This is a genomic window from Streptomyces atroolivaceus (assembly GCF_000717025.1).
Taxonomy (GTDB): Bacteria; Actinomycetota; Actinomycetes; order Streptomycetales; family Streptomycetaceae; genus Streptomyces; species Streptomyces atroolivaceus.
In genome coordinates this window covers 95,423-117,736 of sequence record NZ_JNXG01000008.1, presented here as the reverse complement: position 1 = coordinate 117,736, position 22,314 = coordinate 95,423, and the positions used below count along the sequence as shown (strand labels likewise).

Below are 22,314 nucleotides of genomic sequence, written 5' to 3'. Positions count from 1 at the left end.
GCGTCGCCTTCGGGTCCGCGGCAGCCGGCCGGCTCCGACTGCGCTCTGGCGATCAGCCTCTGCCGGGTCGTGGGGGACCGCTCGCTGGGTGCGCCGATGGAGGGGTTTTCGGCCGCATGCGGCATGTGTTCCAGGTCACAGGGGTGCGGGAAATAACCGGGGATCCTCTCCCCGTTTGTACTTGTGTTCCCACGAAACGGGGACACGTTCCCCGGTTCGCCGGAGAGCCGCCCGAACACCAGAGGAGAGGGTCGTAGCCGTGGAGTCCGTCGCCGGAACCGCCACCTGCGCGGCACAGCGCCGTGCGTCCCGTCCGCGGGCCGACGCGCTGCGCAACCGGGAGCGGATCGTGACGGCCGCGCGTGAGATGTTCGTCGAGTTCGGGCCGGATGTGCCGCTCGACGAGGTCGCGCGCAGGGCCGGAGTCGGCAACGCCACGCTCTACCGGAACTTCCCCGACCGGGCGGCTCTGGTCCATGAGGTCGTCCTCGCCGTCACCTCCCGCACCACCGACCGGCTGGAGGAGGCGGTCGCGGCCGAGTCCGACCCCTTCGCCGCGCTCAGCCGCTTCGTCCACGCGGCGGCCGACGAACGGATCGGGGCCCTGTGCCCGATGCTGTCCGGCGGCTTCGACAGCGACCATCCCGAACTGCTCACCGAGCGCCGGCGCCTCGAAGAGGCCGTCGAAGGGCTCGTGGAGCGTGCCATGTCCGCGGGGAGGCTGCGCACCGACATCGCCGTCGGTGACGTACTCGTCGCCCTCTCCCAGCTCACCCGGCCCCTGCCCGGCATCGCCTGCCTGGAGATAGACCGGTTCACCCACCGCCATCTGCAGCTCTTCCTGGACGGGCTGCAATCCCCGGCCCGGTCGGAACTGCCCGGATCGGCGGCGACCTTGGAGGACCTGCGCGGCGGACGCTGACGCCCGCGCACCGGAGAACCGACCCACAGACTTCCGCCCAGCACCAGCCCTGAAGCAGGGCCGGACCTGAAGCCAGGCCCGGCCCTCGGTACCGCCCGCCCTTTTCCGATGTCGTACGCGCGCCCGTTCGCGGCCCGTTCACGTCGTGATCCTTCATGTCCTTAGGTGGCTACTCCCATGTCGAAAACAGCCGGCACCCTTCCGGATCCCAGCCGCTGGAAAGCGCTGAGCTTCATCGCCCTCGCCCAGCTGATGGTCGTGCTCGACGCGACCATCGTGAACATCGCCCTGCCCTCCGCCCAGACCGACCTGGGCATTTCCGAGGGCAACAAGCAGTGGGTCATCACCGCCTACGCCCTGGCGTTCGGCGGGCTCCTGCTCTTCGGCGGACGCATCTCCGACCTCTGGGGCCGCAAGCGCACCTTCGTCGTGGGTCTGCTCGGCTTCGCCGCGGCCTCCGCGCTCGGCGGTGCGGCGCAGAACGAAGCGATGATGTTCGGCTCCCGTGCCCTGCAGGGTGTCTTCGGAGCACTGCTCGCGCCGGCGGCCCTTTCCCTGCTCGCGGTGATGTTCACGGACGCGAAGGAGCGAGCCAAGGCCTTCGGCATCTACGGAGCGATCGCCGGTGGCGGTGGCGCCGTCGGCCTCATTCTGGGCGGGTTCCTCACCGAGTACCTGAACTGGCGCTGGACCTTCTTCGTCAACATCCCGTTCGCGATCGTCGCCGCCGCCGGTGCCTACTTCGTCATCCGTGAGCCGGCCGGCGGCCGCAACCGCTCGCCGCTCGACATCCCCGGCGTCGTCCTGTCCACGCTGGGCCTGGTCGCGCTTGTCTACGGCTTCACCCGCGCGGAGTCGGCCGGATGGTCGGACGCGCTGACCATCGGCATGTTCTTCGCGGCCGCGGTGCTGCTCCTGGCCTTCGTGGTCACCGAGTCGCGCGTGAGGTCGCCGCTGCTTCCGCTGCGCGTCCTGATGGAGCGCAACCGTGGGGGCGTCTACCTCTCGCTGGGTCTCGCCATCATCGCGATGTTCGGGCTCTTCCTCTTCCTGACGTACTACCTGCAGGTGGTCAAGGGCTACACACCGGTCAAGACCGGCTTCGCCTTCATGCCGATGATCGTGGGCATGATCGTCGGATCCACGCAGATCGGGACCCGGCTGATGACCCGCGTCCCGCCGCGGCTGCTGATGGGCCCGGGCTTCCTGGTGGCGGCGGTCGGCATGCTGCTGCTGACCCAGCTGGACATCAACACGTCCTACGCGGCCGTCATCCTGCCGGGCCAGCTGCTGCTCGGCCTGGGTATGGGTACGGCGTTCATGCCGGCCATGTCGCTGGCCACGCACGGCATCGAGCCGCGTGACGCGGGTGTGGCCTCCGCGATGGTGAACACCTCGCAGCAGGTCGGCGGCGCCATCGGTACGGCGCTGCTCAACACGATCGCCGCGGGCGCCACCACCGCGTACATCGCCGATCACGCCGCCGGTGCGAGCGACCCGAAGCTGCTCGAGCTCCAGGCCATGGTCGCCGGATTCGCCGCCGCCATCTGGTGGGCGGTCGGCATCCTGGTCGCCGCTTCGGCGATCGCGGTGGTCCTGATCAACACCGGACGTCCGGGTTCCGGTGCGGTCGACGGCTCGGGGGAGCCGGCGGACGGCGTCGAGGACGAGTTCAGGATCCCGGTCGTCGCGCACTGACCGGGCGGGGCGCCGGACCGGGCAGCCGGTCCGGCGCCGAGCCGCCCGGCGTGACGCCTGACGGCTTTCGGTGCCGGCCCGGCATGTCTGCCCTGGCTCCGCTCAGCGGAGCCAGGGCAGATCCGCGTCCGCTCAGCGGAGCCAGGGCAGATCCGCGTCCGTGCCCTCCGGCTGCAGGCCGGTGGCGATGACGTGCATGATCTCGCCGAGGCTCTCCACCTGCTGGGGGCTGAGCCGGTCGAACATCGCCTGGCGCACGGCTTCGACGTGTCCCGGCGCTGACCGCGCCAGCATGTCGTAACCCTCGTCGGTGAGGACCGCGTTCTGGCCGCGCTTGTCGGAGGCGCAGTCCTCGCGGCGCACCCAGCCGTTCTTCTCCAGCCGGGCGACGGCGTGGGAGAGGCGGGAGCGGGTGATCTTGGCGTCCTTGGCCAGCTCCGTCATGCGCTTACGTCGCCGGGGGGCCTGGGAGAGGTGGACGAGCAGTCCGTAGTAGATGTGCGGCATGCCGGCATCGCGCTGCAACTGGCGGTCGAGGTGGTCCTCCATGAGCGTGGTGGCGTGGAGGTAGGCGCGCCACACGCCCTGTTCTTCGTCCGTGAGCCACCGGGGCCCGCCGGGGGATGCCGTGGTCATGTACTCCACTGTACGACCTTTTCTTGAAAGTTGAACTAGATAGAGCTAAGGTCTCTGGTAGTTGGAACTTGAAGATTCAAAGACTTGGTCCCGTAGAGCCGATCTGCCGAATCCCCGGTGCTTGCGCAGTTGCCCGTTCCCGGTACCTGTAGAGAACACACATACCTTGATCGGCAGAGGAATGGGAGTGTCATGACAACCACCGCGGAACGCATGCCCGCCCTCTACCTGTCCCACGGTGCCCCACCGCTCGCCGACGATCCGGTCTGGCCCGGGGAGCTCGCCGCCTGGTCGGCGGGGCTGCCGCGCCCCAAGGCGATCCTGATGGTCTCCGCGCACTGGGAGGAGGCCCCGCTCGCCCTCGGTGCCACCGAGCCCGTGCCGCTGGTCTACGACTTCTGGGGCTTTCCCCCGCACTACTACCAGGTGCGGTACGCCGCCCCGGGGGCCCCGAAGCTCGCGGACGACGTCCGCAAGCTGCTGCGCGGCGCCGGTACCCCGGTCCAGGACATCCCCACGCGCGGTCTCGACCACGGGGCGTACGTGCCGCTGGTCGAGATGTTCCCGGCCGCCGACATCCCTGTCCTCCAGATCTCCATGCCGACGCTCGACCCGCAGAGGCTGATGGCCATCGGGCGCAAGCTGGCCCCGCTGCGTGACGAGGGGGTGCTCATCGTCGGGAGCGGCTTCTTCACGCACAACCTGGCGGCGCTGCGGCACGCCGGCGGCGGCACCCCCGGATGGTCGGCGGAGTTCGACGACTGGGGGCACCGCGCGCTCCAGGAGCAGGACGTCGACTCCCTGCTGGACTTCGAGCACGCCTCACCGGCGGGCAGGCTGGCCCATCCCCGCACCGAGCACTTCGCGCCGCTGTTCGTCACGCTCGGGGCGGCCGAGGGGGAGCTCGGTCAGGGGCGCAGCGTCATCGACGGCTTCTGGATGGGTCTGGCGAAGCGCTCGGTGCAGTTCGGCTGAGCAGCGGCCTCTCGTACCAGGACACGTCCCAGTACCGGCTGAACTTCCGGCCCACCTCGGTGTAGGTGCCGACATGGCGGAAGCCGAAGGCCTCGTGCAGCCGGACCGACGGCTCGTTCGGCTGTGCGATCGCGGCGTAGGCGCGGTGCACGTCCTCGTCCGCCAGGGCCTCGAACAGCGCTCTGTAGAGCTGGGTGCCGACCCCGCGCCCCGTGGCGCCGGGGTCGAGGTACACGCTCACCTCGACCGAGGTGCCGTACGCCGCCTTCGGGCGGTACGGGCTGCTGGTGGCATAACCGAGGACATGCGGCGCGTTGTGCCGGGTATCCGGATCCAGAGCAACCAGCAGTCTGTGGGGACCGTCTTCCGGGTGGGAGCGCAACCAGGGCAGACGCTCCTCCGGAGTGAAGGCGGCCGTGTCGAATGTGAGCGCGGTCTCACGGACGTAATGGTTGTAGATGTCCGTGAGGGCCTGCAGGTCGGCTTCCACGCCCGGCTTGACCTGCACGTCTGTGGGTATCTGCGGCATCTGTCCTCCCCTGGGGGCCGACAGGGTACTGCATGATCTCGAAAGTGAATGGACGTCGTGGGAATTCTGTCCGGATTCCAGTCGTTGTTTCCATCGGATGCAGGGCACCCGGGAGGGTGTCGCGACCTACTCAGCAAGGGAGCACGCATGGCAACCCGTGCCGTCGCCCGTCGTTCGTCCGCCAGCACCGGCGGGACCGACCGGGCAAGCAGTGTTCGCGCCGTGGGCGGGGAGATCGCCGATCGCGACCTGGTCGGCATGTACCTGGACGAGATCGCTCGCACACCGCTGCTCGACGCCGCCAAGGAGGTCGAGCTCTCCCAGACGATCGAGGCGGGCGTCTTCGCCCAGCAGATCCTCGACGGCGTGGTGGAGAGCGAGGCCGGCGGAGCGAAGCGCGAGGAGCTCGAGGCGCTGGTCGCCGAGAGCGAGCGCGCCAAGGACGTGTTTATCCGCTCCAACCTCCGGCTCGTCGTTGCCGTGGCCAGGCGCTACCCGCGGGCGGGCCTGCCCCTGCTCGACCTGATCCAGGAGGGGAACGCGGGCCTGGTGCGCGCCGTCGAGAAGTTCGACTACGCCAAGGGCTTCAAGTTCTCGACGTACGCGACGTGGTGGATCCGGCAGGCCATCACCCGCTCCATCGCCGACCAGTCCCGCACGATCCGCCTCCCCGTGCACCTCGTCGAAGAGCTCGGCAGGATCCGGCGCGTGCAGCGCGAGTTCAACCGTGAGCACGGGCGTGATCCCGACCACGCGGAGATCGCCGCCGAGCTCGACTCCAACAGCGAGCGCGTCGGCAACGTCCTGGACTGGGCCCGTGACCCGGTCAGCCTGAACATGTCCGTGGACGACGACGGCGACACGCAGTTCGGGGACCTGCTGGAGGACACCTCCGCCGTGTCGCCCGAGCAGTCCGTGATGACGCTGCTGCGCAGCGAGGAGCTCGAGGACCTGATCGGCAAGCTCGACAACCGCACCGCCTCCATCATCAAGATGCGTTACGGGATCGAGGACGGCCGCGAGCGGACCCTCACCGAGGTGGGCAAGCAGCACGGTCTGACACGCGAGCGGATCCGCCAGATCGAGAAGCACGCGTTGCTCGAATTGAAGCGAATGGCTCACGACACGGGCTTTGACGCTGCGGCGTGAGCCATTAACCCGTAATCTCCCCATCAAGCCGGTTCGCACCGGCCCGACGACCGGTCTCCTTGCCGGTCCCCTGAGCTGAGTCCCGGCGCCCACCCCCCCCGGCGCCGGGGCTCATCCATGTCCGGCCCGCCGCGGCCCGACCGATGCCGCCCGGGAAAGGCGCGCGCCCAGGACTCCGAGGCGCTCCACCAGCTCCGGCGGGCCGTGCGCCTCGAACGCGCACTCCACCAGCGCGAGCCGCAGGGCCACCCATTCCAGCGAACTGTGGGAGCTCGTGCGGAGTCGGCAGCTGTGTGCGCCGCCCGGCTCCAGCGCGCCGAGCTCCGCGGGCAGCCGGGAGGCCACGAAGTCGGCCGACGCCTCGAACGTCACATCGATGTGCAGCTCCGGCTGGGCGCGGGACCTCGACCTGGAGAGGAGTTCCGCGCCGCTCTCGCTCCCGGCAGGCAGCTCGCGCGGGGTGAAGCGGGCGCCGGTGGCGAAGGGCTCACTCACCCGGTCCACCCGGAAGGTGCGCCAGTCCTCGCGGCCCAGGTCGTACGCGACGAGATACCAGCGGCTGCCCGTGCTCACCAGCCGGTACGGCTCGGCCTGCCGCTTCGACGCGGCACCGTCCCCCGCCCGGTAGCCGAAGCGCAGCCGTTCGCGCGCGGTGACCGCCGACGCGATCACCGTGAGCGTCCGCGGATCGATGGTCGCACCGTCGCCGCGGGTGAGGGGCACCGTGGCGTTCTGCAGGGACGAGACCCTGTGCCGCAGCCGTGACGGGAGGACCTGCTCCAGCTTCGCCAGGGCCCGTACGGACGCCTCGTCGACGCCCTCGATGGCATGCCCGGCTCCGGCCCGCAGCCCCACCGCGATGGCCACCGCCTCCTCGTCGTCCAGCAGGAGCGGCGGCATCGCGGCGCCCGCGACCAGACGGTAGCCGCCGACCGAACCGCGCGACGCCTCGACCGGATACCCGAGGTCGCGGAGCCGGTCGATGTCGCGGCGGATGGTGCGCGGGCTGACCTCCAGCCGGCCGGCGAGTTCGCTGCCCGGCCACTCACGCGGTGTCTGGAGGAGCGACAGCAGTTTCAGCAGTCGTGCCGGGGTGTCGGTCATGGGGACAGGATGCCCGTCCATCAGGTCATAACCTGACCTGATGGGCCCCTAGCTTTCTTCCATGACTTCTTCCGAATCTCTGCCGGCCACGGCAGCCGCCCGCACGGCGCCGACGGGGCCGGCTGCGTCGCAGGACCCGGCGGACCGGCGCCGCTGGTTCGCCCTCGCGATCGTGATGACCGCGGCCTTCATGGACCTGGTCGATGTCACGATCGTCAACATCGCCATCCCGAGCATCACGCGGGACATGCACGCCTCGTTCACCTCGATCCAGTGGATCACCGCCGGATACGCACTGGCCTTCGCGGCCGGTCTGATCACGGGCGGCCGGCTCGGTGACATCCACGGCCGCAAGCGGATCTTCCTCATAGGCATCGGCGGCTTCACGATCGCCTCCGCCCTCTGCGGCTTCGCCGTGAATCCGGAGATGCTGGTTGCCTCGCGCATCCTGCAGGGCGGCATGGCCGCACTGATGGTGCCGCAGGTGCTTTCGATCGTGCATGCCACCTTCCCGGCGCACGAACGAGGCAAGGTCTTCGGGCTGTTCGGCGCGATCGTGGGGCTCGGAGCGGTGTCCGGGCCCCTGCTGGGTGCCCTGCTCACCGAATGGAACCTCTTCGGTCTCGAGTGGCGGCCCATCTTCCTGATCAACCTGCCGGTCGGCATCGCGGGACTGGTGCTCGGCAGGAAGTTCATCAGCGAGTCCAAGGCACCGAAGGCACTCCGCCTGGACCTGACAGGTGTGGCCCTGGTGACTCTCGGCCTCCTCATGCTGCTCTACCCGCTGACCCGGGGACGCGAGCTGGGCTGGCCGCTGTGGGGGCACGTGTCGATGGCCGCCAGTCTCCTGGTCTTCGCGGCACTCGTCGCCTTCGAGCGACGGAAGGCGGACCGGGACGGCTCGCCGCTCATCGAGCTGTCGCTGTTCCGCTCGAAGAGCTTCGCCGCGGGCACCGCCGTGCAGCTGACCTTCGGTATCGCTCTCGGCATCTTCTTCCTGGTCTGGACGCTCTACATGCAGATGGGGCTGGGCTGGAGCGCCCTGAAGGCCGGCTCGACGGGCATCCCGTTCTCGATCGCCGTATCGGGCGCCGCAGGTGTCTCCGTGCAGAAACTCGTGCCTCGCTTCGGCCGCAAGGTGCTGCAGGCGGGCGCGCTGTTGATGATCACCGGACTGCTGCTCTACATCTGGGAGGCCGGACAGTACGGGCTCGCCATCACCCCCTGGCAGATGGCGCTTCCGCTGGTGGTCATGGGCGTGGGCATGGGGCTGATCGTCGCTCCGCTGACGGACGCGGTGCTCTCGGGCGTGCCGAGGGAGCACTCCGGATCGGCGTCCGGGCTCATCAACACCGTGCAGCAGATGGGCACGGCGCTGGGGCTCGGCCTCGTCTCGGTCGTCTTCTTCGGCTCGATCGGTGACCGGCTGCCGCCGGAAGCGGTGGGTGCGGCGTTCGCGGACGCCTTCCAGCAGTCGCTGTGGTGGGTGGCCGGGGTGCTCGCGGTGATCTTCCTCGTGATGTTCGCCCTGCCGGCCAGGCCCAAGGTGCATCTGGAGGCCGGCGGGGACGACATGGACCCCGCGCGCGCCCAGGGCGATGCGCTCCCGCAGGAACCCGCGCTGACGAGCTGAGGGCCGACGAGCTGGCGCCCGGCGAGCTGGCGCCCGACGAGCTGGCGCCCGGCGAGCTGGCGGCCGGGCGGTCCCCGTACGGCGGCCAGGCCGGTCAGCAGATCCGGGTGCGGTTCTCCATGGCCAGGCGCGCGGCCTGCTCGTCGTCGTACACCTCGCACATGTGGCGGCCGTCGGGTGTGGCCGTGTGCTCGACCTCCCAGAGGCTGGTCTCGCTGCCGTCCAGGAGGAGGAAGGCGTGCTCGTAGAGCGTGAAACCGGCATCCCGTCCGTCGACGCGGTACTGGCGGCCGAAGACCTGGGTGATGTGGTGGGCGAAGGCAGCCCGGAGCAGTCCGGCCGTCCCGATGCCGGGACGGTCGCCGTTCTCCGCGCGGCGCAGGACGCGGCGGGCGTGGTCCGCGGAATTGTCCGGGGCGTACATGCGGGGCAGGGGAGCCGGGGGGACGCTCATGAGCAGGGTGAACGCCTCCACGTCCTCCCGGAGGCCCTCGTCACCGAGGGCTGGGGTGTCCCAGAAGCTGCCGGCCAGGCGCGCGGCGGCGACCTGCGCGTCGCCCTCGTCGTCGTACAGCTCGTGGCGGCGCGGGGCGGGGATGTCCCTGCCGCCGCCGTGCACCAGCTCCCACAGGGTGACCGTGGTGCCGTCGGAGAGCAGGTAGGTGTGCCGATAGGTCTCGCGGTGCAGGACGGCGCTGTGGTGGGACGAATGCAGGGCGCTGCTGTGCGCCAGCGCCGTCCCGAGCCGGTCGACCGTGGTGTCGGACAGTTCGAAGGAGTTGAGGGCGCATCGCAGGAGTCGCTCGAGGTGCTGCTCGGTTGTCTCGTACGGATCGCTCAAGGTGCTGTCTCCAGGCCGTCGCCGCGTGTTACCCGATGCGTGCATAACGTAGTCCCTGGGTCTGACATCGTGACCGGGGTTCGCGAAAAACGTACCGCGCACGTGGAAAGTTCCCGGCCTGTTCGGGATGGCACGCAAGAGGTTCCCGGCCTGTTCACGATGTGCCGTAGAGCTCGCTGTACGAGGGGAACGTGCCTCCGGGACCGTCGGCACCCCGGGCCGCCCTGACGGCCTTCACGATGGCCCGGGTCAGGGCGTCCGCCGCCGCCGCCAGGATGTCGTTGAGTGCTGCGGTGGGCTCCGGGGGCAGCGGCAGCCGGCCGGTGGAGAGGGCGAAGACGGTGTCCCCGTCGGTCAGCAGGTGGACCGGCCGGACGGCGCGCGCCAGCCCGTCGTGCGCCGTGCCTGCGAGCTTCTGCGCCTGGGCACGGGAGAGGGCGGCGTCGGTGGCCACGACGGCGATCGTGGTGTTGAAGACGCCGCTCCCCCGGGGGCCGTTCGCACGGGAGCGGTCCGGCGGTGAGCCGTCCGCCGGTCCGCCGTCCCCCTCCGCGCCGTCTCCCCGGGCCGCGTCCCGGATCTCCGCCAGCCGCCGGCGCGCGGCTTCGTGCACCGAGGGTGCCGGGTGCACGGGCGGCTCCCCCGAGCCGTACTCCCCGTACAGCACCCCGGTCCGCGGATCGACGACGGAACCCGCCGCGTTGACGACAGCCAGCGCGGCGACCGTGGTCCCGGAGGCCAGCCGCACACTGGCCGTGCCGACGCCGCCCTTGACCTGTCCGGCCACGGCTCCCGTACCGGCGCCCACCGAGCCTTCGGGGACCCGCGCGCCCGGCCCGGAAGCGGCGGCGGCCTCCACGGCGGCACGCCCGGTCGAGGCGTCGGGGCGGGCCCTCCACCCCCCGCCGCGGCCCAGATCGAAGAGGCAGGCCGCAGGCACCACCGGGACCACCTGGGAGGGGTCCGGGCCGACACGGACACCCCGCCCCTGCTCCTCGAGCCAGGCCATCACGCCGGAAGCGGCGTCGAGCCCGTACGCGCTGCCGCCGGTCAGCACGACGGCGTCGATCCGCTGCACCAGATTGCGCGGATCGAGGGCGTCGGTCTCCCTGGTGCCGGGGCCGCCCCCGCGTACGTCGACGGCCGCCGTCGCCCCGCCCTCGGGGGCGAGGACGACGGTGGTCCCGCTCAACGCGTCGTCACCCGGCACCCGGGCATGCCCGACGCGGATCCCGGCCACGTCCGTCAGCGCGTCCAGCGGGCCCGGGCCGGGCAGTTCCTCGGTCATGACGAGCTCCTCGTGGGTGCGGTGCCGTGTACCGGCGAACGTACAGGTGACGGCCGGGGGAGCGGAGGCGTGCGCGCACCCGCCGGTGCGCGGGCCACCTGGGCGACGCGACCACACCATCGGGGTACATAACGGGACCGAACGCCTGTTGCGGACCTACGGTGGCCCGGTGACCGAGCCACCAGAACCCGCCGCAGCCGAGCAGTCAGATTCCGGTGCCCGCACAGGCACGTCCGGCGGGAAGGACGGCCGGCGACACGGCCCGGGGCCCGGTTCCGGAACCGGGCCCTCCGGAACCGGGGTCTCCGCCTTCGCGAGGGCCGCCCGGCGCCTCCCCCGATCCGTCTCCGGCCGCGCGACCCTGGCCGGCGCCGTCGTCTCCGGCCTGCTCGTCCTCGCGATCGTCTTCGGCAGCCGCCTGCTGCACGACTTCGACTCGGCGCTGCTCCCCTATGCCGTCGCCACCGTCTTCCTCGCGTTCGGCGTCGCCTACCGCTACACGGTCTGGGTCTCGGCCCCCGGCGCCCTACGGCTCTTCAAGAACGGCTGGCGGAGCCTGTTCTCGAAGGAGAACTTCCGCAAGGCGCCCACGGCCCTGCCGAAGATGACCGCGACGTATCTGGGCTTCCAGAAATTCCTCGGCGCCCGTTCCCACGCCCGCTGGGCCGCCCACCAGCTGATCTTCTGGGGCTGCATCCTCGCCGCGCTGATCACCTTCCCGCTGACCTGGGGCTGGTTCACCTTCACCTCCGGCAGCGGCTCGGGCCCCGGCTACGAGATGCGCATCTGGGGCCTCAAGATCATCGGTTTCGACTCGCTGAACTTCCTCGGCTGGCTGATGTTCCACGGCCTGGACATCGCCGCGGTGCTGGTCATTCCCGGCGCGTCGTACTTCCTCTGGCGCCGGATGAAGGACCGCGGGGCCATCACCGGACAGCGGTTCGCCTACGACATGGTGCCGCTGCTCGCCCTGATCGTCATCTCCGTGACCGGCCTCCTGCTCACGTTCTCGTCGATCTTCCTGCACGGCGGAGGCTACGAGTTCCTGGCCATCCTCCACATGGTGTCGGTGGTCTTCACCCTCATCTACATCCCGTTCGGGAAGTTCTTCCACATCGTGCAGCGCCCGGCGGCGGTCGGCATGCAGCTCTTCAAGTACACCGGGCGACAGGACGACCAGGTGTTCCCGTGCCGCCGCTGCGGCGAAGCCATCGACACCGGCCCGTACGTCGAGAACCTGCGCGGCACCATGCGCGACCTCGAACTCGGCTTCGACGAATGGACCGAGTACTGCCCGCGCTGCAAGCGGGTCCTGCGGGGCAACGCCTATCTCACCCAGGTCAAGAAGGGTTTCAAGTGACCGCGGATCCAAGCGCAGCAGACGGCCGTACGGCCGTCCCCCTCGATCCCTCCCTCGCCCCGCCGGGCACCCGTGGCTTCCGCGACGCGGGCGGCATCCCGGCCGACAAGTGGCACGCCGACCAGAACGGCGAGACGCTCGTCCCCACCCACTGCTGCTTCTGCGGGGTCCAGTGCGGGATGTACCTGCGCGTGGACCGCGGGGGCAAGGTCTTCGGAGTGGAGCCCCGCAACCACGACATCAACCGCATGCGACTCTGCCCCAAGGGCATCAACGCCTACCAGCAGGTCAACCACCCGGACCGGCTCACCGCCCCCCTCATGCGCCGCTCCCGCGACGAGGAACTGCGGGAGGTCTCCTGGGACGAGGCGCTCGACTACACCGTCTCCGAGATCAAGCGCATCCAGCGGGACCACGGCCGCGACGCCTTCGGAGTGCTGGGCGGGGCCAGCCTCTTCTCCGAGAAGACGTACCTGGTCGGCAAGTTCGCCCGGGTGGCGCTGAAGACCAGGCACGTCGACTACAACGGCCGGCTCTGCATGGTCAGCGCCGCCGGAGCCAACAAGCTCGCGTTCAACATCGACCGGGCGGGCAACCCCTTCTCCGACATCCTGCTCACCGACTGCCTCCTGCTGGCCGGAGCCAACGTCGGCGAGTGCTTCCCCGTGCTCACGCAGTACGTCTGGGGGGCCAGGGACCGTGGCGCCACCCTGATCGTGATCGACCCGCGCGAGACGGCGGTCGCACGCACGGCCGACATCCACGTAGCGCTCAAGTCGGGCACCGACTCGGCCTTCTTCAACGCCGTGCTGCACGTGATCATCGAGGAGGGCCTCACCGACGAGGCCTACCTCGCGGCCCACACCACAGGCTGGGAGGAGGTCAAGGCCAACGTCGCCCAGTACCCCCCGTCCCGCGCGGCCGAGATCTGCGGCATCCCCGCGGACCAGGTCGTCCAGGTCGCCCGCGCCTTCGCCCGGGCGCCGAAGGCCATGGCCTTCCACGCCCGGGGCATCGAACACCACACGCAGGGCGTGGAGAACTGCCTCACCGTGATCAACCTCTGCGCCGCCACCGGCCACATCGGCAAACCCGGCGCCGGCTACGGCACCCTCACCGGGCAGGGGAACGGGCAGGGAGGCCGTGAACACGGCCAGAAGGCCGACCTCCTCCCCGGAGGCCGCTCGATCCTCAACGAGGAGCACCGCCGGCAGATCTGCGAGATCTGGGGCATCGAGGAGTCCGAACTCCCGGCCGCCGGTACGTCGATGATGGAAATGGTCTGGCAGATGCAGCGCCAGGAGATCCGCGGCCTGATCGGCATCTGCAACAACCCCTTCGTCTCCCTCCCCAACTACGCCGTGGTCAAGGAGGGGTACGACACCACCGAATTCCACGCGCAGTTCGACTTCTTCCTCTCCGAGACCGCTGCCAACGCGCACGTCGTCTTCCCCGTCACCATCTGGGCGGAGGACGAAGGGGTGATGGCCAACGCCGAGGCCCGTGTGGTCAAGCACAACAAGGCGCAGGAACCACCGTCCGGGGTACGGACCGACACCTGGGTGATGTGTGAGATCGCCCGCCGTCTCGGAGCCGGGGACAAATTCGCCTTCGCCAGCTCCCGCGACGTCTTCGACGAGCTGCGCAGGGCTTCCGCGGGCACGATCATCGACTACTCCGGGATCACCTACGAACGGCTCGAGGAGACCGGCGGGATCGCCTGGCCCTGCCCGTCCACCGACCATCCCGGCACACCCCGGCTGTTCGAGGACGGTACGACCTACCACGCCGACGGCAAGATCCACATGCAGGTCGTCGAGTGGCATCCGCCGGCGGACCCGTACGACGACGAGCACCCGATGACGCTGACCACCGGCCGCACCGTCGCCCACTTCCTTTCCGGTAACCAGACCCGCCGGCTGGGGGCCCTCGTCGAGCAGACTCCGCGGCCCTGGGCGGAGGTCCACCCCTCCCACGGATTCCGCAACGGCGAACCCGTCCGTGTCGTCACCCGCCGCGGCAGAGAGGTCTTCCCCGCGCTGGTGACCGAGGCGATCCGGCCCGACACGGTGTTCATCCCCTACCACTGGCCCGTTCCGACAGCGGCCAACGCCCTCACCATCGACGCCCTCGATCCCCGCTCCAAGATCCCCGAGTACAAGGTCTGCGCCTGCCGCATCGAGCACGCCGGAGCGATCGACGAGGTCCCCGCGCCCCCGGTCGCCCCCGGCCATGTCGCCTACCCCGAGACCCAGGTCTCCCGCACCGACCCGCTGCCACCCTCGGCCCCGCAGGGCCGTGGCACCTCGGAAAGGAGCTGATGCCCGGATGATGGGCAGAACGATGTTCATCGACCCGGGGCGCTGCATCGGCTGTCAGGCCTGTGTCTCCGCCTGCCGGGAGTGCGACTCCCACCGCGGAAAGTCGATGATCCACCTCGACTACACCGACGAGGGGTCCTCCGTCGCCTCCCTTCCCACCGTCTGCATGCACTGCGAGGACCCGGTGGCCCCCTGCGCCGAGGTCTGTCCGGCCGACGCGATCCTGGTCACCGCCGACGGCGTCGTGCAACAGGCCGACACCACCCGCTGCATCGGGTGCGCGAACTGCGTCAACGCCTGCCCCTTCGGTGTTCCGAAGATCGACCTCCAGGCGAAGCTGCAGCTGAAGTGCAACCTCTGCTACGACCGCACCGCCTACGGGCTCGCCCCCATGTGCGCCACCGTCTGCCCGACCGGTGCCCTCTACTACGGCACCGTCGAGGAGCTCCAGGCGGAACGCCCCGGGGTACAGGTCGCCGACACCTTCGTCTTCGGCGAGAGCGAGGTCCGCACCGGAGTGGCCATGGTCGTCCCCGCGGAGCGGGTCCGGTGGCCGGTACCCGGCGGACTTCCCGTCGTCGAGATCAACGGGAAGGACGTCCGTCGATGAGCGTCACCGAACAGCAGCAGCCGGGCCCCGACCACGGCTCCGGAAGCGACCCCCGTGAGGCGCTGCACGACAGGATCGCCGCCGACTCGCTGACCACCCGCCGCGACTACCTCCGCATCGTGGCCACCGTCTCGGGTGGCCTCGCCGTGGGCGGTCTGGCGGTGGCGGGCGGCATTCTCCACCGGCACGGTGAGACCGAGGACGGGAAGTCGCCGGCCCCGAAGCGGATCGCCGCACAGCTGCTGCCCGGCGAGTCCCTGGCCTTCCGCTACCCGGGCGACGAGGACCGGGCGGTCGCCGTGAGGATGGACGACGGCACCCTCGTCGGTTACTCCGCCGTCTGCACCCACCTGGCCTGCGCCGTGCTCTGGCGCAAGGACCGGGGTGCGGAGGGCGAGCTGTACTGCCCCTGCCACGAAGGGGTCTTCGACGCCCGCACCGGCGAGGTGACGGCCGGCCCGCCACCCCGCGGACTGCCCAAGGTGGCCCTGACCGAGCTGGAGGACGGCAGCATCTGGGCCGTGGGCACCACCCGCTCCGGCGAGAGCCTCGAGGAGGGTCTGTGCCGTCAGCTCGGCGAGGACCGCCCGGACCTCGCCGAGCGGATCGGCTGCCCCGGCACCGGAGGCGGCGCCGAGGCGCCGTCCGCGCCGGCCCCGTCCGGCGCCACGACGACGGGGGTTCGGTCATGACCGAGCCCCTGGACCCGGTCGAGCCGCCGCGGCCGCCCCGCTCCTCCGGATCGGCGTATCCCGAATACCACCCGGGCAGCGCGCGCGCCGAGCTGAACCGGCCCGTCCACGAGCGCTATCCACAGATCCGGCCCACCAGCGGCTACGCCGATCCTCGGGTGCGGCACACCGGTCCGGGTCCCGGGGCGGGCTCGGAGCAGGAGCCCGAGCGCTCCGCGAAGCTGACGGCCCGACTGGTGCTCGCGATGAGCGTCGTCATCGGCCAGCTGTGGGCTCTGACGGAGGTCGTCAACGTGTGGATGGAGGGTGACACGGGCACCGCCTGGTGGGGCGCCGGCTTTCTGTGCCTGTCGTTCCTCGTCGTCCTGGGGCTGTGGCTGCTCGACCCGAAGGACCGCTGAGCACGGCCGTACCCTGGAGGCATGAGTACCGCCCCCGCCCCCGGACCGCGAGAGTCGAAGCCGACGCAGCCGCAGCAGCGGCCGCCGCGGGAGCCCAGGCCCGAGCCGCCGGCTCTGATCTTCGACGATCCGCTGGACCAGCAGTCCTCGGACGATACGGACCGGGGGTGGGGCGAGCGGGCTCCGGCCGGTGGCGGCGCGGCCGATCTGGCGCGCTTCCTCGACGAGAAGCCGCCCCACCACGGCTGACGTCGTCGAGCGGTGGCGATTCCGGCCGGCTGCGCCTGTCCCTGCCGGGCGGCCGGAGTGTCCCGGGTCTCCTCGAGAACATCCGGTCCGCTGACTTCCAGCCCGTTCGTCTTCGGCGTCTCCGCACGCTCTCCTGCAGCGCGGCTTCGCTCTGGCTCACATGTGAGCCTTTCCCCGTGCGTGCCGTGGGGGGAGCGACCTGCCCCGCCGCATGCGGCGGCAGAGACCCACTCTGTCCGGTCGGGTACTTCCGACGGGTGAGTTGACGCGGTGCCAGTCCTATTCGGCATGGGACACCGCCACCGCGAGCCGACCCGAGGCACCGGCACCCGCCAGAGCAGCCGCGGTGTCCCGCTCCACGGACAGGACCACCAGGGCGCCACTCCCCGGGCCCGGCCCGCCGTCCGCCCCCGGGAGCGAAGCCTCCCCGCCGCCCGCACCGCGCGGGATCTCCGCCACCCGTACATCGCGTGCCACCACTCTCGCCTCCGCGTCACCGTCGACTGCGGCGATCACATCCACGCGGTCGCCGGGTCGCAGCAGCCCGACCGTCGCCGCGTCGGCGATCCGCACCGGGGCGGACACCAGCCGTACGGCCCGCCGCTCAGGCCCCGGTGGCGCGTCCCCGGCGGCGGCGGCCCCTCTCCCACCGCCCGGCCCCGAAACGGCCAGCACGGCGGAGGCCAGTGCGAACCCCGCTGCCAGCGCCCTGCGACGGCAGCGCAGCGCCCGCCGTAGTCGCTGACCACCGCCGCCCCGCACGCGCAGGGGCCCGAAGGACGGGACCCCGCGAGGTGCGGGAGGCGCGGGATGTGTATCGGGCACCGAGGGGGACATGGCCAACACCACCTGCCGTGAGGGCGGTCCGCAGATCGGCGCCCGCGTCCCCGCGCACCCCGGTGAGGGGACGCACGGACAGGCAGGGCAGTGCCTGAGGACGCGAGGCGAAGAGCTGGGGAACGCGCGAGGGGAGTCCCGCGGGATGCCCCGCCGGACTCCCCTCACGATCCACCCTCCGCCGAGATCCCGTCCGGCCCTGTGGACAGCCCACACGATGTGGACAACCCGGCCACCCGTACGAGCGGTAGCCGGAAACCGGCAGAGCGCCAGCGGACCTCGGCAACGGGTCCCGTCGGCGCTACGGCGCGGGAGCGCGGCATCAGGCCCTGCTGGCGCTCAGGCGGCGGGACCGCGACACAAGCAGCGAGACCGGGGGATCAATCATGCCCTGTCGGCGCTACGGCAGCGGGACCGGGGGATCAGGCCCTGTCGGCGCTACGGCAGCCCGATCCCCGTGTCGATTCCGTCCAGCGCGTGCGCGCAGACGCAGTCACGGTCGTCGCCCGGAGGCAGGGCGGCCACCGCGTCGAAGAGCACCGACCGCAGCCGGTCCACATTGGCGGCGAACACCTCGAGCACCTCCGTGTGGTTGACGCCCTCGCCGGCCTCGGCCCCCGCGTCGAGGTCCGTCACCAGCGTCAGTGTCGTGTAGCAGAGGTTCAGTTCACGGGCGAGTACCGCTTCCGGGTGTCCCGTCATGCCGACGACCGACCAGCCCATCGCGGCGTGCCACCGCGACTCCGCACGGGTCGAGAAGCGAGGGCCCTCGACCACGACCAGGGTTCCGCCGTCCACCGGTTCCCAGCCGCGTCCGCGCGCCGCCGCCAGGGCAGCCTTGCGGCCCCGCGGGCAGTACGGGTCGGCGAAGCCGAGGTGCACCACGTTGGGCTCGGTTCCGTCGGCCCGGGTCTCACCGTCGTAGAAGGTCTGCGTGCGGGCCTTGGTGCGGTCCACCAGCTGGTCCGGTACGAGCAGGGTTCCCGGCCCGTACTCCGGCCGGAGACCGCCGACCGCGCACGGGCCGAGCACCTGGCGTACGCCGACGGAACGCAGGGCCCAGAGGTTGGCGCGGTAGTTGATCCGGTGCGGCGGGAGATGGTGGCCGCGGCCGTGGCGCGGGAGGAAGGCCACCCGGCGTCCCGCGAGATCACCCAGGAAGAGGGAGTCGCTCGGAGCCCCGTACGGGGTGTCGACCTGGACCTCGGTCACGTCCTCCAGGAAGGAGTAGAACCCCGACCCGCCGATGACACCGATTTCCGCTGTAGCCGTTTCTGCGTTCGCCATGCGGTCAGATTAACCGGGCGCGCACGACCGGGACCCCGCCGAGTCGGTCAGCGGGGTCCGGGTGAGACGTGTGGTGTGGGCGGCCGGCCTCAGGCGGCCGACGTACCGCTCGACGACGTGGAAGAAGCCGAGGCGGAGGCCGAGGACGACGCCGAGGCGGCCGGCTTGGCCTCCGGCTTCGCGTCCGGCTTCGACGAGGACGACCCGGCGGACGAGTCGGACGCCTTGGGGGACGACGTGGCCGGCGTGCTGCTCGACGAGGAGCCGCGGCTGTCGTTCCGGTAGAAACCGGATCCCTTGAAGACGATGCCGACAGCCGAGAACACCTTCTTGAGGCGTCCCTCGCAGTTCGGGCACACGGTCAGGGCATCATCGGTGAACTTCTGCACCGCTTCGAGGCCCTCGCCGCATTCGGTGCACTGGTACTGATAAGTCGGCACTTGCTCCTCCTGGCACTCTCACTCAATGAGTGCTAACGACGCTTCATACTGACGTATTCCGAGCCATCAGTCCACTGTGACCGGCTCGCGGTGACCCATCCCACGCGCCACCGTCCGTCCTCCGGGCGGCGGCGTCAGCCGTGAGCGCAGGGTCAGGAGGGTCGCCAGGGCGAGTGCCGTGCCGGCCAGCGGCACCACGAAACCGGTGCTCGCGCCATGGGCGTCCGCGAGCTGTCCGGCCACCGTGACGGCCGCCGCCTGGCCGAGCGCCACCGCGCCCGTCAGCCAGGTGAACGCCTCCGTCCTGGCCGATGCGGGCACGAGCGCGTCGACCAGGGTGTAGCCGCTGATCAGCGCGGGAGCGATGCACAGTCCGACCAGCAGTCCGAGGCCCGCCAGCAGCGGGACGGAGTGCACGGCCCAGAGCCCGGACGCGGTCAGTGTCAGGGCCACGTAGCCGATCGTCAGCCGGCGGCGCGGGCTGCTCTTCCAGGCGATGGCGCCGCAGGCGATCCCGGCCAGCATGTTGCCGGCCGCGAACACCCCGTACAGCAGCCCGTTCACGCCGGGCCGGCCGATCTCCTCGGAGAAGGCCGTCAGGGAGACCTGCATGCCGCCGAAGACGGAGCCGATGCCCAGGAAGGTGATCGCGAGGACGCGTACCCCGGGTACGGAGAGTGCCGAGCGGTGCGGCGCGTCCGCCGTGGCGGCGCTCCGGGGAGCGGGCTGGGTGGAGCGCTGGGCCGCGAACAGGAGGCCGCCCAGCAGCGTCAGTGCCGCCTCGGCGATCAGACCGGCCGCCGGGTGCACGCCGGTGCACAGCGCCGTCGCGAGCACAGGGCCGACGACGAACGTGAATTCGTCCGTCACGGACTCGAACGCGGCGGCCGTGGTCATCAGCGGGGAGGCCGGGCGCCCCGGGGCGGCGCCGAGCCGGGCCGCCCAGCGGGCCCGCACCATCGGCCCGACCTGTGGGATGGAGGCCCCTGTGGGGACCGCCGCCAGGAACAGCGCCCACAGGGGGGCGTCCGCCAGGGCGAGTGCCGTGAGGGCGCCGACGGACGCGGCGTGCATCAGGACGCCGGGCAGGAGCACGGCGCGCTGGCCGAAGCGGTCGGCGAGCCTGCCGCTCTGCGGCGCGAACAGGGCCATGGAGACGCCTGAGACGGCGGCCACGGCGCCCGCGCTGCCGTACGAGCCGGTGGTGTGCTGGACGAGGAGCACGATGCCGATGGTCAGCATCGCGAAGGGCTGCCGGGCGGCGAAGCCCGGGAGGAGGAAGGTCCACGCACTCGGGGTGCGCAGCAACTGCCCGTAACCGGGGCGGTCGGAGACCGTGGACGCCACGGTCCATGCCTTTCTGCCGCCTGGTGGCCATGCTCCCGGCGCTCCCCGCACCGGGGTGCGGGGGCGTGCGGGCGCTGCCGAGAGCTGTCCTCTTCGCGCGGGACTGCGGTAGATGCCGGGCGCTCGCTCGAGAGGCGAAAGGACGCCACGACCGCCATACGGTCGCGCCAGCTCTGCATCAGACAGAGTTGGTCGATCAGGTTCGAATCGTGTGGATCACGAGATCCAGTCCTTCATCTTACAGGCCACTTCACCCACACGCCTGCGATTGCGTGAAGGCTGCGGACCTCCCTCTCCCGGCTTCCTTCGCTTCCCGGCTCCCGGGCGCCGCTTCCGGTCAGTGGTGGGCACGCCTGCCGCCCGCCTTGCTGCCAGGGCCGGCCTCGCCGCCCTTGCCGAGCCTTCTGGCCAGTTTCGCGAGGTGGGGCACGTCCGCCGTGCCGTTCTCCTGCCGGCCCGTACCGCCCGTGCCGCCCGTACCGCCCGTGCCCAGCCAGCCGGCCAGCTTGCCGCCCTCGCCGACCGCCCGCAGCCGCGCCTCGGTGGCGTCGCGCACCGGGTCGGTCGCGACGACCAGCAGCTCGTCCCCGTGGCGCAGCACGGTGGAGGGTGCGGGCACGAAGCTGTTCCCGTCCCGTACGACGAGGGTGACCGCGGCCCCGGCGGGCAGCCGGAGTTCCGCGACCTCCACGCCGTGCATCCTGGACCTGCCGGGCACCGCGACGGACAGCAGATGGCCGCGCAGCCGCTCCAGGGGAGCGGACTCGATGCCGAGGTCCGAGGTCTCGGACGGGTCCTCGGAGATCTTCAGGGCCTTCGCCAGCCAGGGGAGCGTCGGTCCCTGGATCAGCGTGTAGACGACGACGAGCACGAAGACGATGTTGAAGACCCGGGTGCTGCCCTCGATCCCGGACACCATGGGAATGGTCGCCAGGATGATGGGGACGGCGCCGCGCAGCCCGGCCCAGGACATCAGAGCCTTCTCGCGCTTCGGCAGGCGGAACGGCGCGAGGCTGATGAAGACCGACAAGGGCCGGGCGACGGCGGTGAGGACCAGCCCCACGATCACGGCGGGCCAGAAGTCCTGGAGCAGGTCGTGCGGGGTGACCAGCAGGCCGAGCAGGACGAACATGCCGATCTGCGCCAGCCAGCCGAGCCCGTCGGCGAAGCCCCGGGTGGCCGGCCAGTGCGGAAGCTTGGAGTTGCCGAGGACCATCGCGGCCAGATAGACGGCCAGGAAGCCACTGCCGTGGGCCATGGCGCCGGCGGCGTACGCGGACACCGCGATGGCCATCACGGCGATCGGGTAGAGGCCGGAGGCGGGCAGCGCCACATGGCGGATCCCGAAGGATCCGAGCCAGCCCACCGCGAGGCCGATGGCCGCGCCGATGGCCAGTTCCAGGGCTATCTCGCCGACGAGCACGTACCAGTGCTCCACGGGGCCGGCGGCGGAGAAGGCCACCACCAGGATGACCACGGGGGCGTCGTTGAAGCCGGATTCGGCTTCGAGGACACCGGTGATCCGGGAGGGGAGGGGGACCTTGCGCAGGACGGAGAAGACGGCCGCGGCGTCGGTGGAGGAGACGACGGCGCCGATGATCAGGGCCTGCCGCCAGTCGAGGCCGACGAGGTAGTGCGCCGCGCTCGCGGTGATGCCGACGCTGATGCCCACGCCGACGATCGACAGTGCGGCCGCCGCGGGCAGCGCGGGTTTCACTTCTTTCCACTTCGTGCCCAGGCCGCCCTCGGCCAGGATGACGACCAGGGCGGCGTAGCCGATCACCTGGGTCAGCTCGGCGTTGTCGAACTTGACGTCGAAGATGCCGTCCTGCCCCATGGCGATGCCGATGCCGAGGTACAGGAGCAGGCTGGGGAGCCCGCTGCGTGACGAGATGCGGACGGCCGCCACCGCGACCAGCAGGACGACGGAGCAGACGAGCAGAAGTTCGTTGAGCGCGTGGACAGTCAGGGTCCGTTCCTTCCCTGCGTACGCCT

General features: G+C 71.0%; 21 protein-coding genes. 11 read left to right on the top strand and 10 right to left on the bottom strand.

Going from position 1 to position 22,314, the window contains the following annotated elements; all coding sequences use genetic code 11:
* Window positions 1–259: 259 nt before the first annotated feature.
* Both OO67_RS18005 and OO67_RS18000 read left to right on the top strand, forming a co-directional pair.
* Window positions 260–922 carry a TetR/AcrR family transcriptional regulator gene (locus OO67_RS18005; RefSeq protein WP_033301527.1) on the top strand — a complete coding sequence of 221 codons (663 nt, stop codon included), beginning with the start codon at window positions 260–262 and terminating at the stop codon, window positions 920–922.
* A gap of 177 nt (window positions 923–1,099) precedes the next feature.
* The gene (locus OO67_RS18000) at window positions 1,100–2,620 is read left to right on the top strand and encodes an MFS transporter (RefSeq protein ID WP_033301526.1); all 1,521 of its coding nucleotides are present in this window, start codon (window positions 1,100–1,102) and stop codon (window positions 2,618–2,620) included.
* A 132-nt stretch (window positions 2,621–2,752) separates the two neighbouring features.
* Here the strand turns inward: OO67_RS18000 and OO67_RS17995 are convergent, their stop codons facing one another.
* Window positions 2,753–3,265, bottom strand: coding sequence for a MarR family winged helix-turn-helix transcriptional regulator (locus OO67_RS17995; protein WP_208861043.1), 513 nt, complete (start codon window positions 3,263–3,265; stop codon window positions 2,753–2,755).
* A gap of 183 nt (window positions 3,266–3,448) precedes the next feature.
* Here OO67_RS17995 and OO67_RS17990 point away from each other — a divergent pair, with 183 nt between their 5' ends.
* A complete protein-coding gene (locus OO67_RS17990) occupies window positions 3,449–4,231 on the top strand; it encodes a dioxygenase family protein (protein WP_033301523.1) in 783 nt (260 codons plus the stop codon).
* Here the strand turns inward: OO67_RS17990 and OO67_RS17985 are convergent.
* Entirely contained in the window at window positions 4,179–4,760 is a 582-nt protein-coding gene (locus OO67_RS17985; RefSeq protein WP_033301521.1) for a GNAT family N-acetyltransferase, read from the bottom strand. The two genes, OO67_RS17990 and OO67_RS17985, sit on opposite strands and share 53 nt — an antisense overlap.
* Window positions 4,761–4,907: 147 nt before the next feature.
* Between OO67_RS17985 and OO67_RS17980 the strand changes: the two genes are divergently transcribed.
* Window positions 4,908–5,909, top strand: coding sequence for a sigma-70 family RNA polymerase sigma factor (locus tag OO67_RS17980; RefSeq protein WP_033301519.1), 1,002 nt, complete (start codon window positions 4,908–4,910; stop codon window positions 5,907–5,909).
* A gap of 111 nt (window positions 5,910–6,020) precedes the next feature.
* On the opposite strand, the gene OO67_RS17975 is transcribed toward OO67_RS17980, so the two are convergent.
* The gene (locus tag OO67_RS17975) at window positions 6,021–7,013 is read right to left on the bottom strand and encodes a helix-turn-helix transcriptional regulator (protein ID WP_033301761.1); all 993 of its coding nucleotides are present in this window, start codon (window positions 7,011–7,013) and stop codon (window positions 6,021–6,023) included.
* A 61-nt stretch (window positions 7,014–7,074) separates the two neighbouring features.
* Here OO67_RS17975 and OO67_RS17970 point away from each other — a divergent pair, with 61 nt between their 5' ends.
* Entirely contained in the window at window positions 7,075–8,646 is a 1,572-nt protein-coding gene (locus OO67_RS17970) for an MFS transporter (protein ID WP_033301517.1), read from the top strand.
* 94 nt (window positions 8,647–8,740) lie between these two features.
* Here OO67_RS17970 and OO67_RS17965 read toward each other — a convergent pair whose 3' ends face one another.
* Window positions 8,741–9,487, bottom strand: a complete 747-nt coding sequence (locus OO67_RS17965; protein ID WP_033301514.1) for a DUF6227 family protein — start codon at window positions 9,485–9,487, stop codon at window positions 8,741–8,743.
* Between the two features lie 154 nt (window positions 9,488–9,641).
* Window positions 9,642–10,775, bottom strand: a complete 1,134-nt coding sequence (locus tag OO67_RS17960) for a P1 family peptidase (protein WP_033301513.1) — start codon at window positions 10,773–10,775, stop codon at window positions 9,642–9,644.
* Window positions 10,776–10,944: 169 nt separating this feature from the next.
* Here OO67_RS17960 and OO67_RS17955 point away from each other — a divergent pair, with 169 nt between their 5' ends.
* The 6 genes from OO67_RS17955 to OO67_RS17930 are packed head-to-tail and all read left to right on the top strand — an operon-like array spanning window position 10,945 to window position 16,408.
* The gene (locus OO67_RS17955) at window positions 10,945–12,135 is read left to right on the top strand and encodes a hypothetical protein (RefSeq protein WP_033301759.1); all 1,191 of its coding nucleotides are present in this window, start codon (window positions 10,945–10,947) and stop codon (window positions 12,133–12,135) included.
* Window positions 12,132–14,456, top strand: a complete 2,325-nt coding sequence (locus OO67_RS17950) for a molybdopterin oxidoreductase family protein (protein WP_033301512.1) — start codon at window positions 12,132–12,134, stop codon at window positions 14,454–14,456. The genes OO67_RS17955 and OO67_RS17950 overlap by 4 nt, the downstream gene beginning before the upstream one ends.
* 7 nt (window positions 14,457–14,463) lie before the next feature.
* Window positions 14,464–15,066, top strand: coding sequence for a 4Fe-4S dicluster domain-containing protein (locus OO67_RS17945; RefSeq protein WP_033301511.1), 603 nt, complete (start codon window positions 14,464–14,466; stop codon window positions 15,064–15,066).
* A complete protein-coding gene (locus tag OO67_RS17940; protein WP_033301509.1) occupies window positions 15,063–15,758 on the top strand; it encodes a QcrA and Rieske domain-containing protein in 696 nt (231 codons plus the stop codon). Before OO67_RS17945 ends, OO67_RS17940 begins: the two co-directional genes overlap by 4 nt.
* Entirely contained in the window at window positions 15,755–16,159 is a 405-nt protein-coding gene (locus tag OO67_RS17935) for a hypothetical protein (RefSeq protein ID WP_033301508.1), read from the top strand. The genes OO67_RS17940 and OO67_RS17935 overlap by 4 nt, the downstream gene beginning before the upstream one ends.
* A 21-nt stretch (window positions 16,160–16,180) precedes the next feature.
* Window positions 16,181–16,408 carry a hypothetical protein gene (locus tag OO67_RS17930; RefSeq protein ID WP_033301506.1) on the top strand — a complete coding sequence of 76 codons (228 nt, stop codon included), beginning with the start codon at window positions 16,181–16,183 and terminating at the stop codon, window positions 16,406–16,408.
* A 279-nt stretch (window positions 16,409–16,687) separates the two neighbouring features.
* On the opposite strand, the gene OO67_RS17925 is transcribed toward OO67_RS17930, so the two are convergent.
* The 5 genes from OO67_RS17925 to OO67_RS17905 all read right to left on the bottom strand — a co-directional run bounded on the left by OO67_RS17925 (window position 16,688) and on the right by OO67_RS17905 (window position 22,228).
* Complete coding sequence (locus tag OO67_RS17925) at window positions 16,688–17,245, bottom strand: RcpC/CpaB family pilus assembly protein (RefSeq protein WP_033301503.1); 558 nt, start codon at window positions 17,243–17,245, stop codon at window positions 16,688–16,690.
* 438 nt (window positions 17,246–17,683) lie between these two features.
* Entirely contained in the window at window positions 17,684–18,532 is an 849-nt protein-coding gene (locus OO67_RS17920) for an S-methyl-5'-thioadenosine phosphorylase (protein ID WP_033301501.1), read from the bottom strand.
* 89 nt (window positions 18,533–18,621) lie between these two features.
* Window positions 18,622–18,972: an FmdB family zinc ribbon protein gene (locus OO67_RS36820; RefSeq protein ID WP_033301498.1), complete on the bottom strand. Its 351-nt coding sequence runs from the start codon at window positions 18,970–18,972 to the stop codon at window positions 18,622–18,624.
* Between the two features lie 66 nt (window positions 18,973–19,038).
* Window positions 19,039–20,319: an MFS transporter gene (locus OO67_RS17910; protein WP_033301496.1), complete on the bottom strand. Its 1,281-nt coding sequence runs from the start codon at window positions 20,317–20,319 to the stop codon at window positions 19,039–19,041.
* A 337-nt stretch (window positions 20,320–20,656) separates the two neighbouring features.
* Window positions 20,657–22,228, bottom strand: a complete 1,572-nt coding sequence (locus OO67_RS17905; RefSeq protein WP_033301493.1) for a potassium/proton antiporter — start codon at window positions 22,226–22,228, stop codon at window positions 20,657–20,659.
* Window positions 22,229–22,314 lie beyond the last annotated feature (86 nt).

What these genes read in the sequence shown, in the direction of transcription:
- OO67_RS17975 (WP_033301761.1), bottom strand. Translation starts at nt 7,013, where the DNA reads ATGACCGACACCCCGGCACGACTGCTGAAACTGCTGTCGCTCCTCCAG.
- OO67_RS17940 (WP_033301509.1), top strand. Translation starts at nt 15,063, where the DNA reads ATGAGCGTCACCGAACAGCAGCAGCCGGGCCCCGACCACGGCTCCGGA.
- OO67_RS17920 (WP_033301501.1), bottom strand. Translation starts at nt 18,532, where the DNA reads ATGGCGAACGCAGAAACGGCTACAGCGGAAATCGGTGTCATCGGCGGG.
- OO67_RS18000 (WP_033301526.1), top strand. Translation starts at nt 1,100, where the DNA reads ATGTCGAAAACAGCCGGCACCCTTCCGGATCCCAGCCGCTGGAAAGCG.
- OO67_RS17960 (WP_033301513.1), bottom strand. Translation starts at nt 10,775, where the DNA reads ATGACCGAGGAACTGCCCGGCCCGGGCCCGCTGGACGCGCTGACGGAC.
- OO67_RS17985 (WP_033301521.1), bottom strand. Translation starts at nt 4,760, where the DNA reads ATGCCGCAGATACCCACAGACGTGCAGGTCAAGCCGGGCGTGGAAGCC.
- OO67_RS17990 (WP_033301523.1), top strand. Translation starts at nt 3,449, where the DNA reads ATGACAACCACCGCGGAACGCATGCCCGCCCTCTACCTGTCCCACGGT.
- OO67_RS17945 (WP_033301511.1), top strand. Translation starts at nt 14,464, where the DNA reads ATGATGGGCAGAACGATGTTCATCGACCCGGGGCGCTGCATCGGCTGT.
- OO67_RS17935 (WP_033301508.1), top strand. Translation starts at nt 15,755, where the DNA reads ATGACCGAGCCCCTGGACCCGGTCGAGCCGCCGCGGCCGCCCCGCTCC.
- OO67_RS17980 (WP_033301519.1), top strand. Translation starts at nt 4,908, where the DNA reads ATGGCAACCCGTGCCGTCGCCCGTCGTTCGTCCGCCAGCACCGGCGGG.
- OO67_RS17930 (WP_033301506.1), top strand. Translation starts at nt 16,181, where the DNA reads ATGAGTACCGCCCCCGCCCCCGGACCGCGAGAGTCGAAGCCGACGCAG.
- OO67_RS17970 (WP_033301517.1), top strand. Translation starts at nt 7,075, where the DNA reads ATGACTTCTTCCGAATCTCTGCCGGCCACGGCAGCCGCCCGCACGGCG.
- OO67_RS17925 (WP_033301503.1), bottom strand. Translation starts at nt 17,245, where the DNA reads ATGTCCCCCTCGGTGCCCGATACACATCCCGCGCCTCCCGCACCTCGC.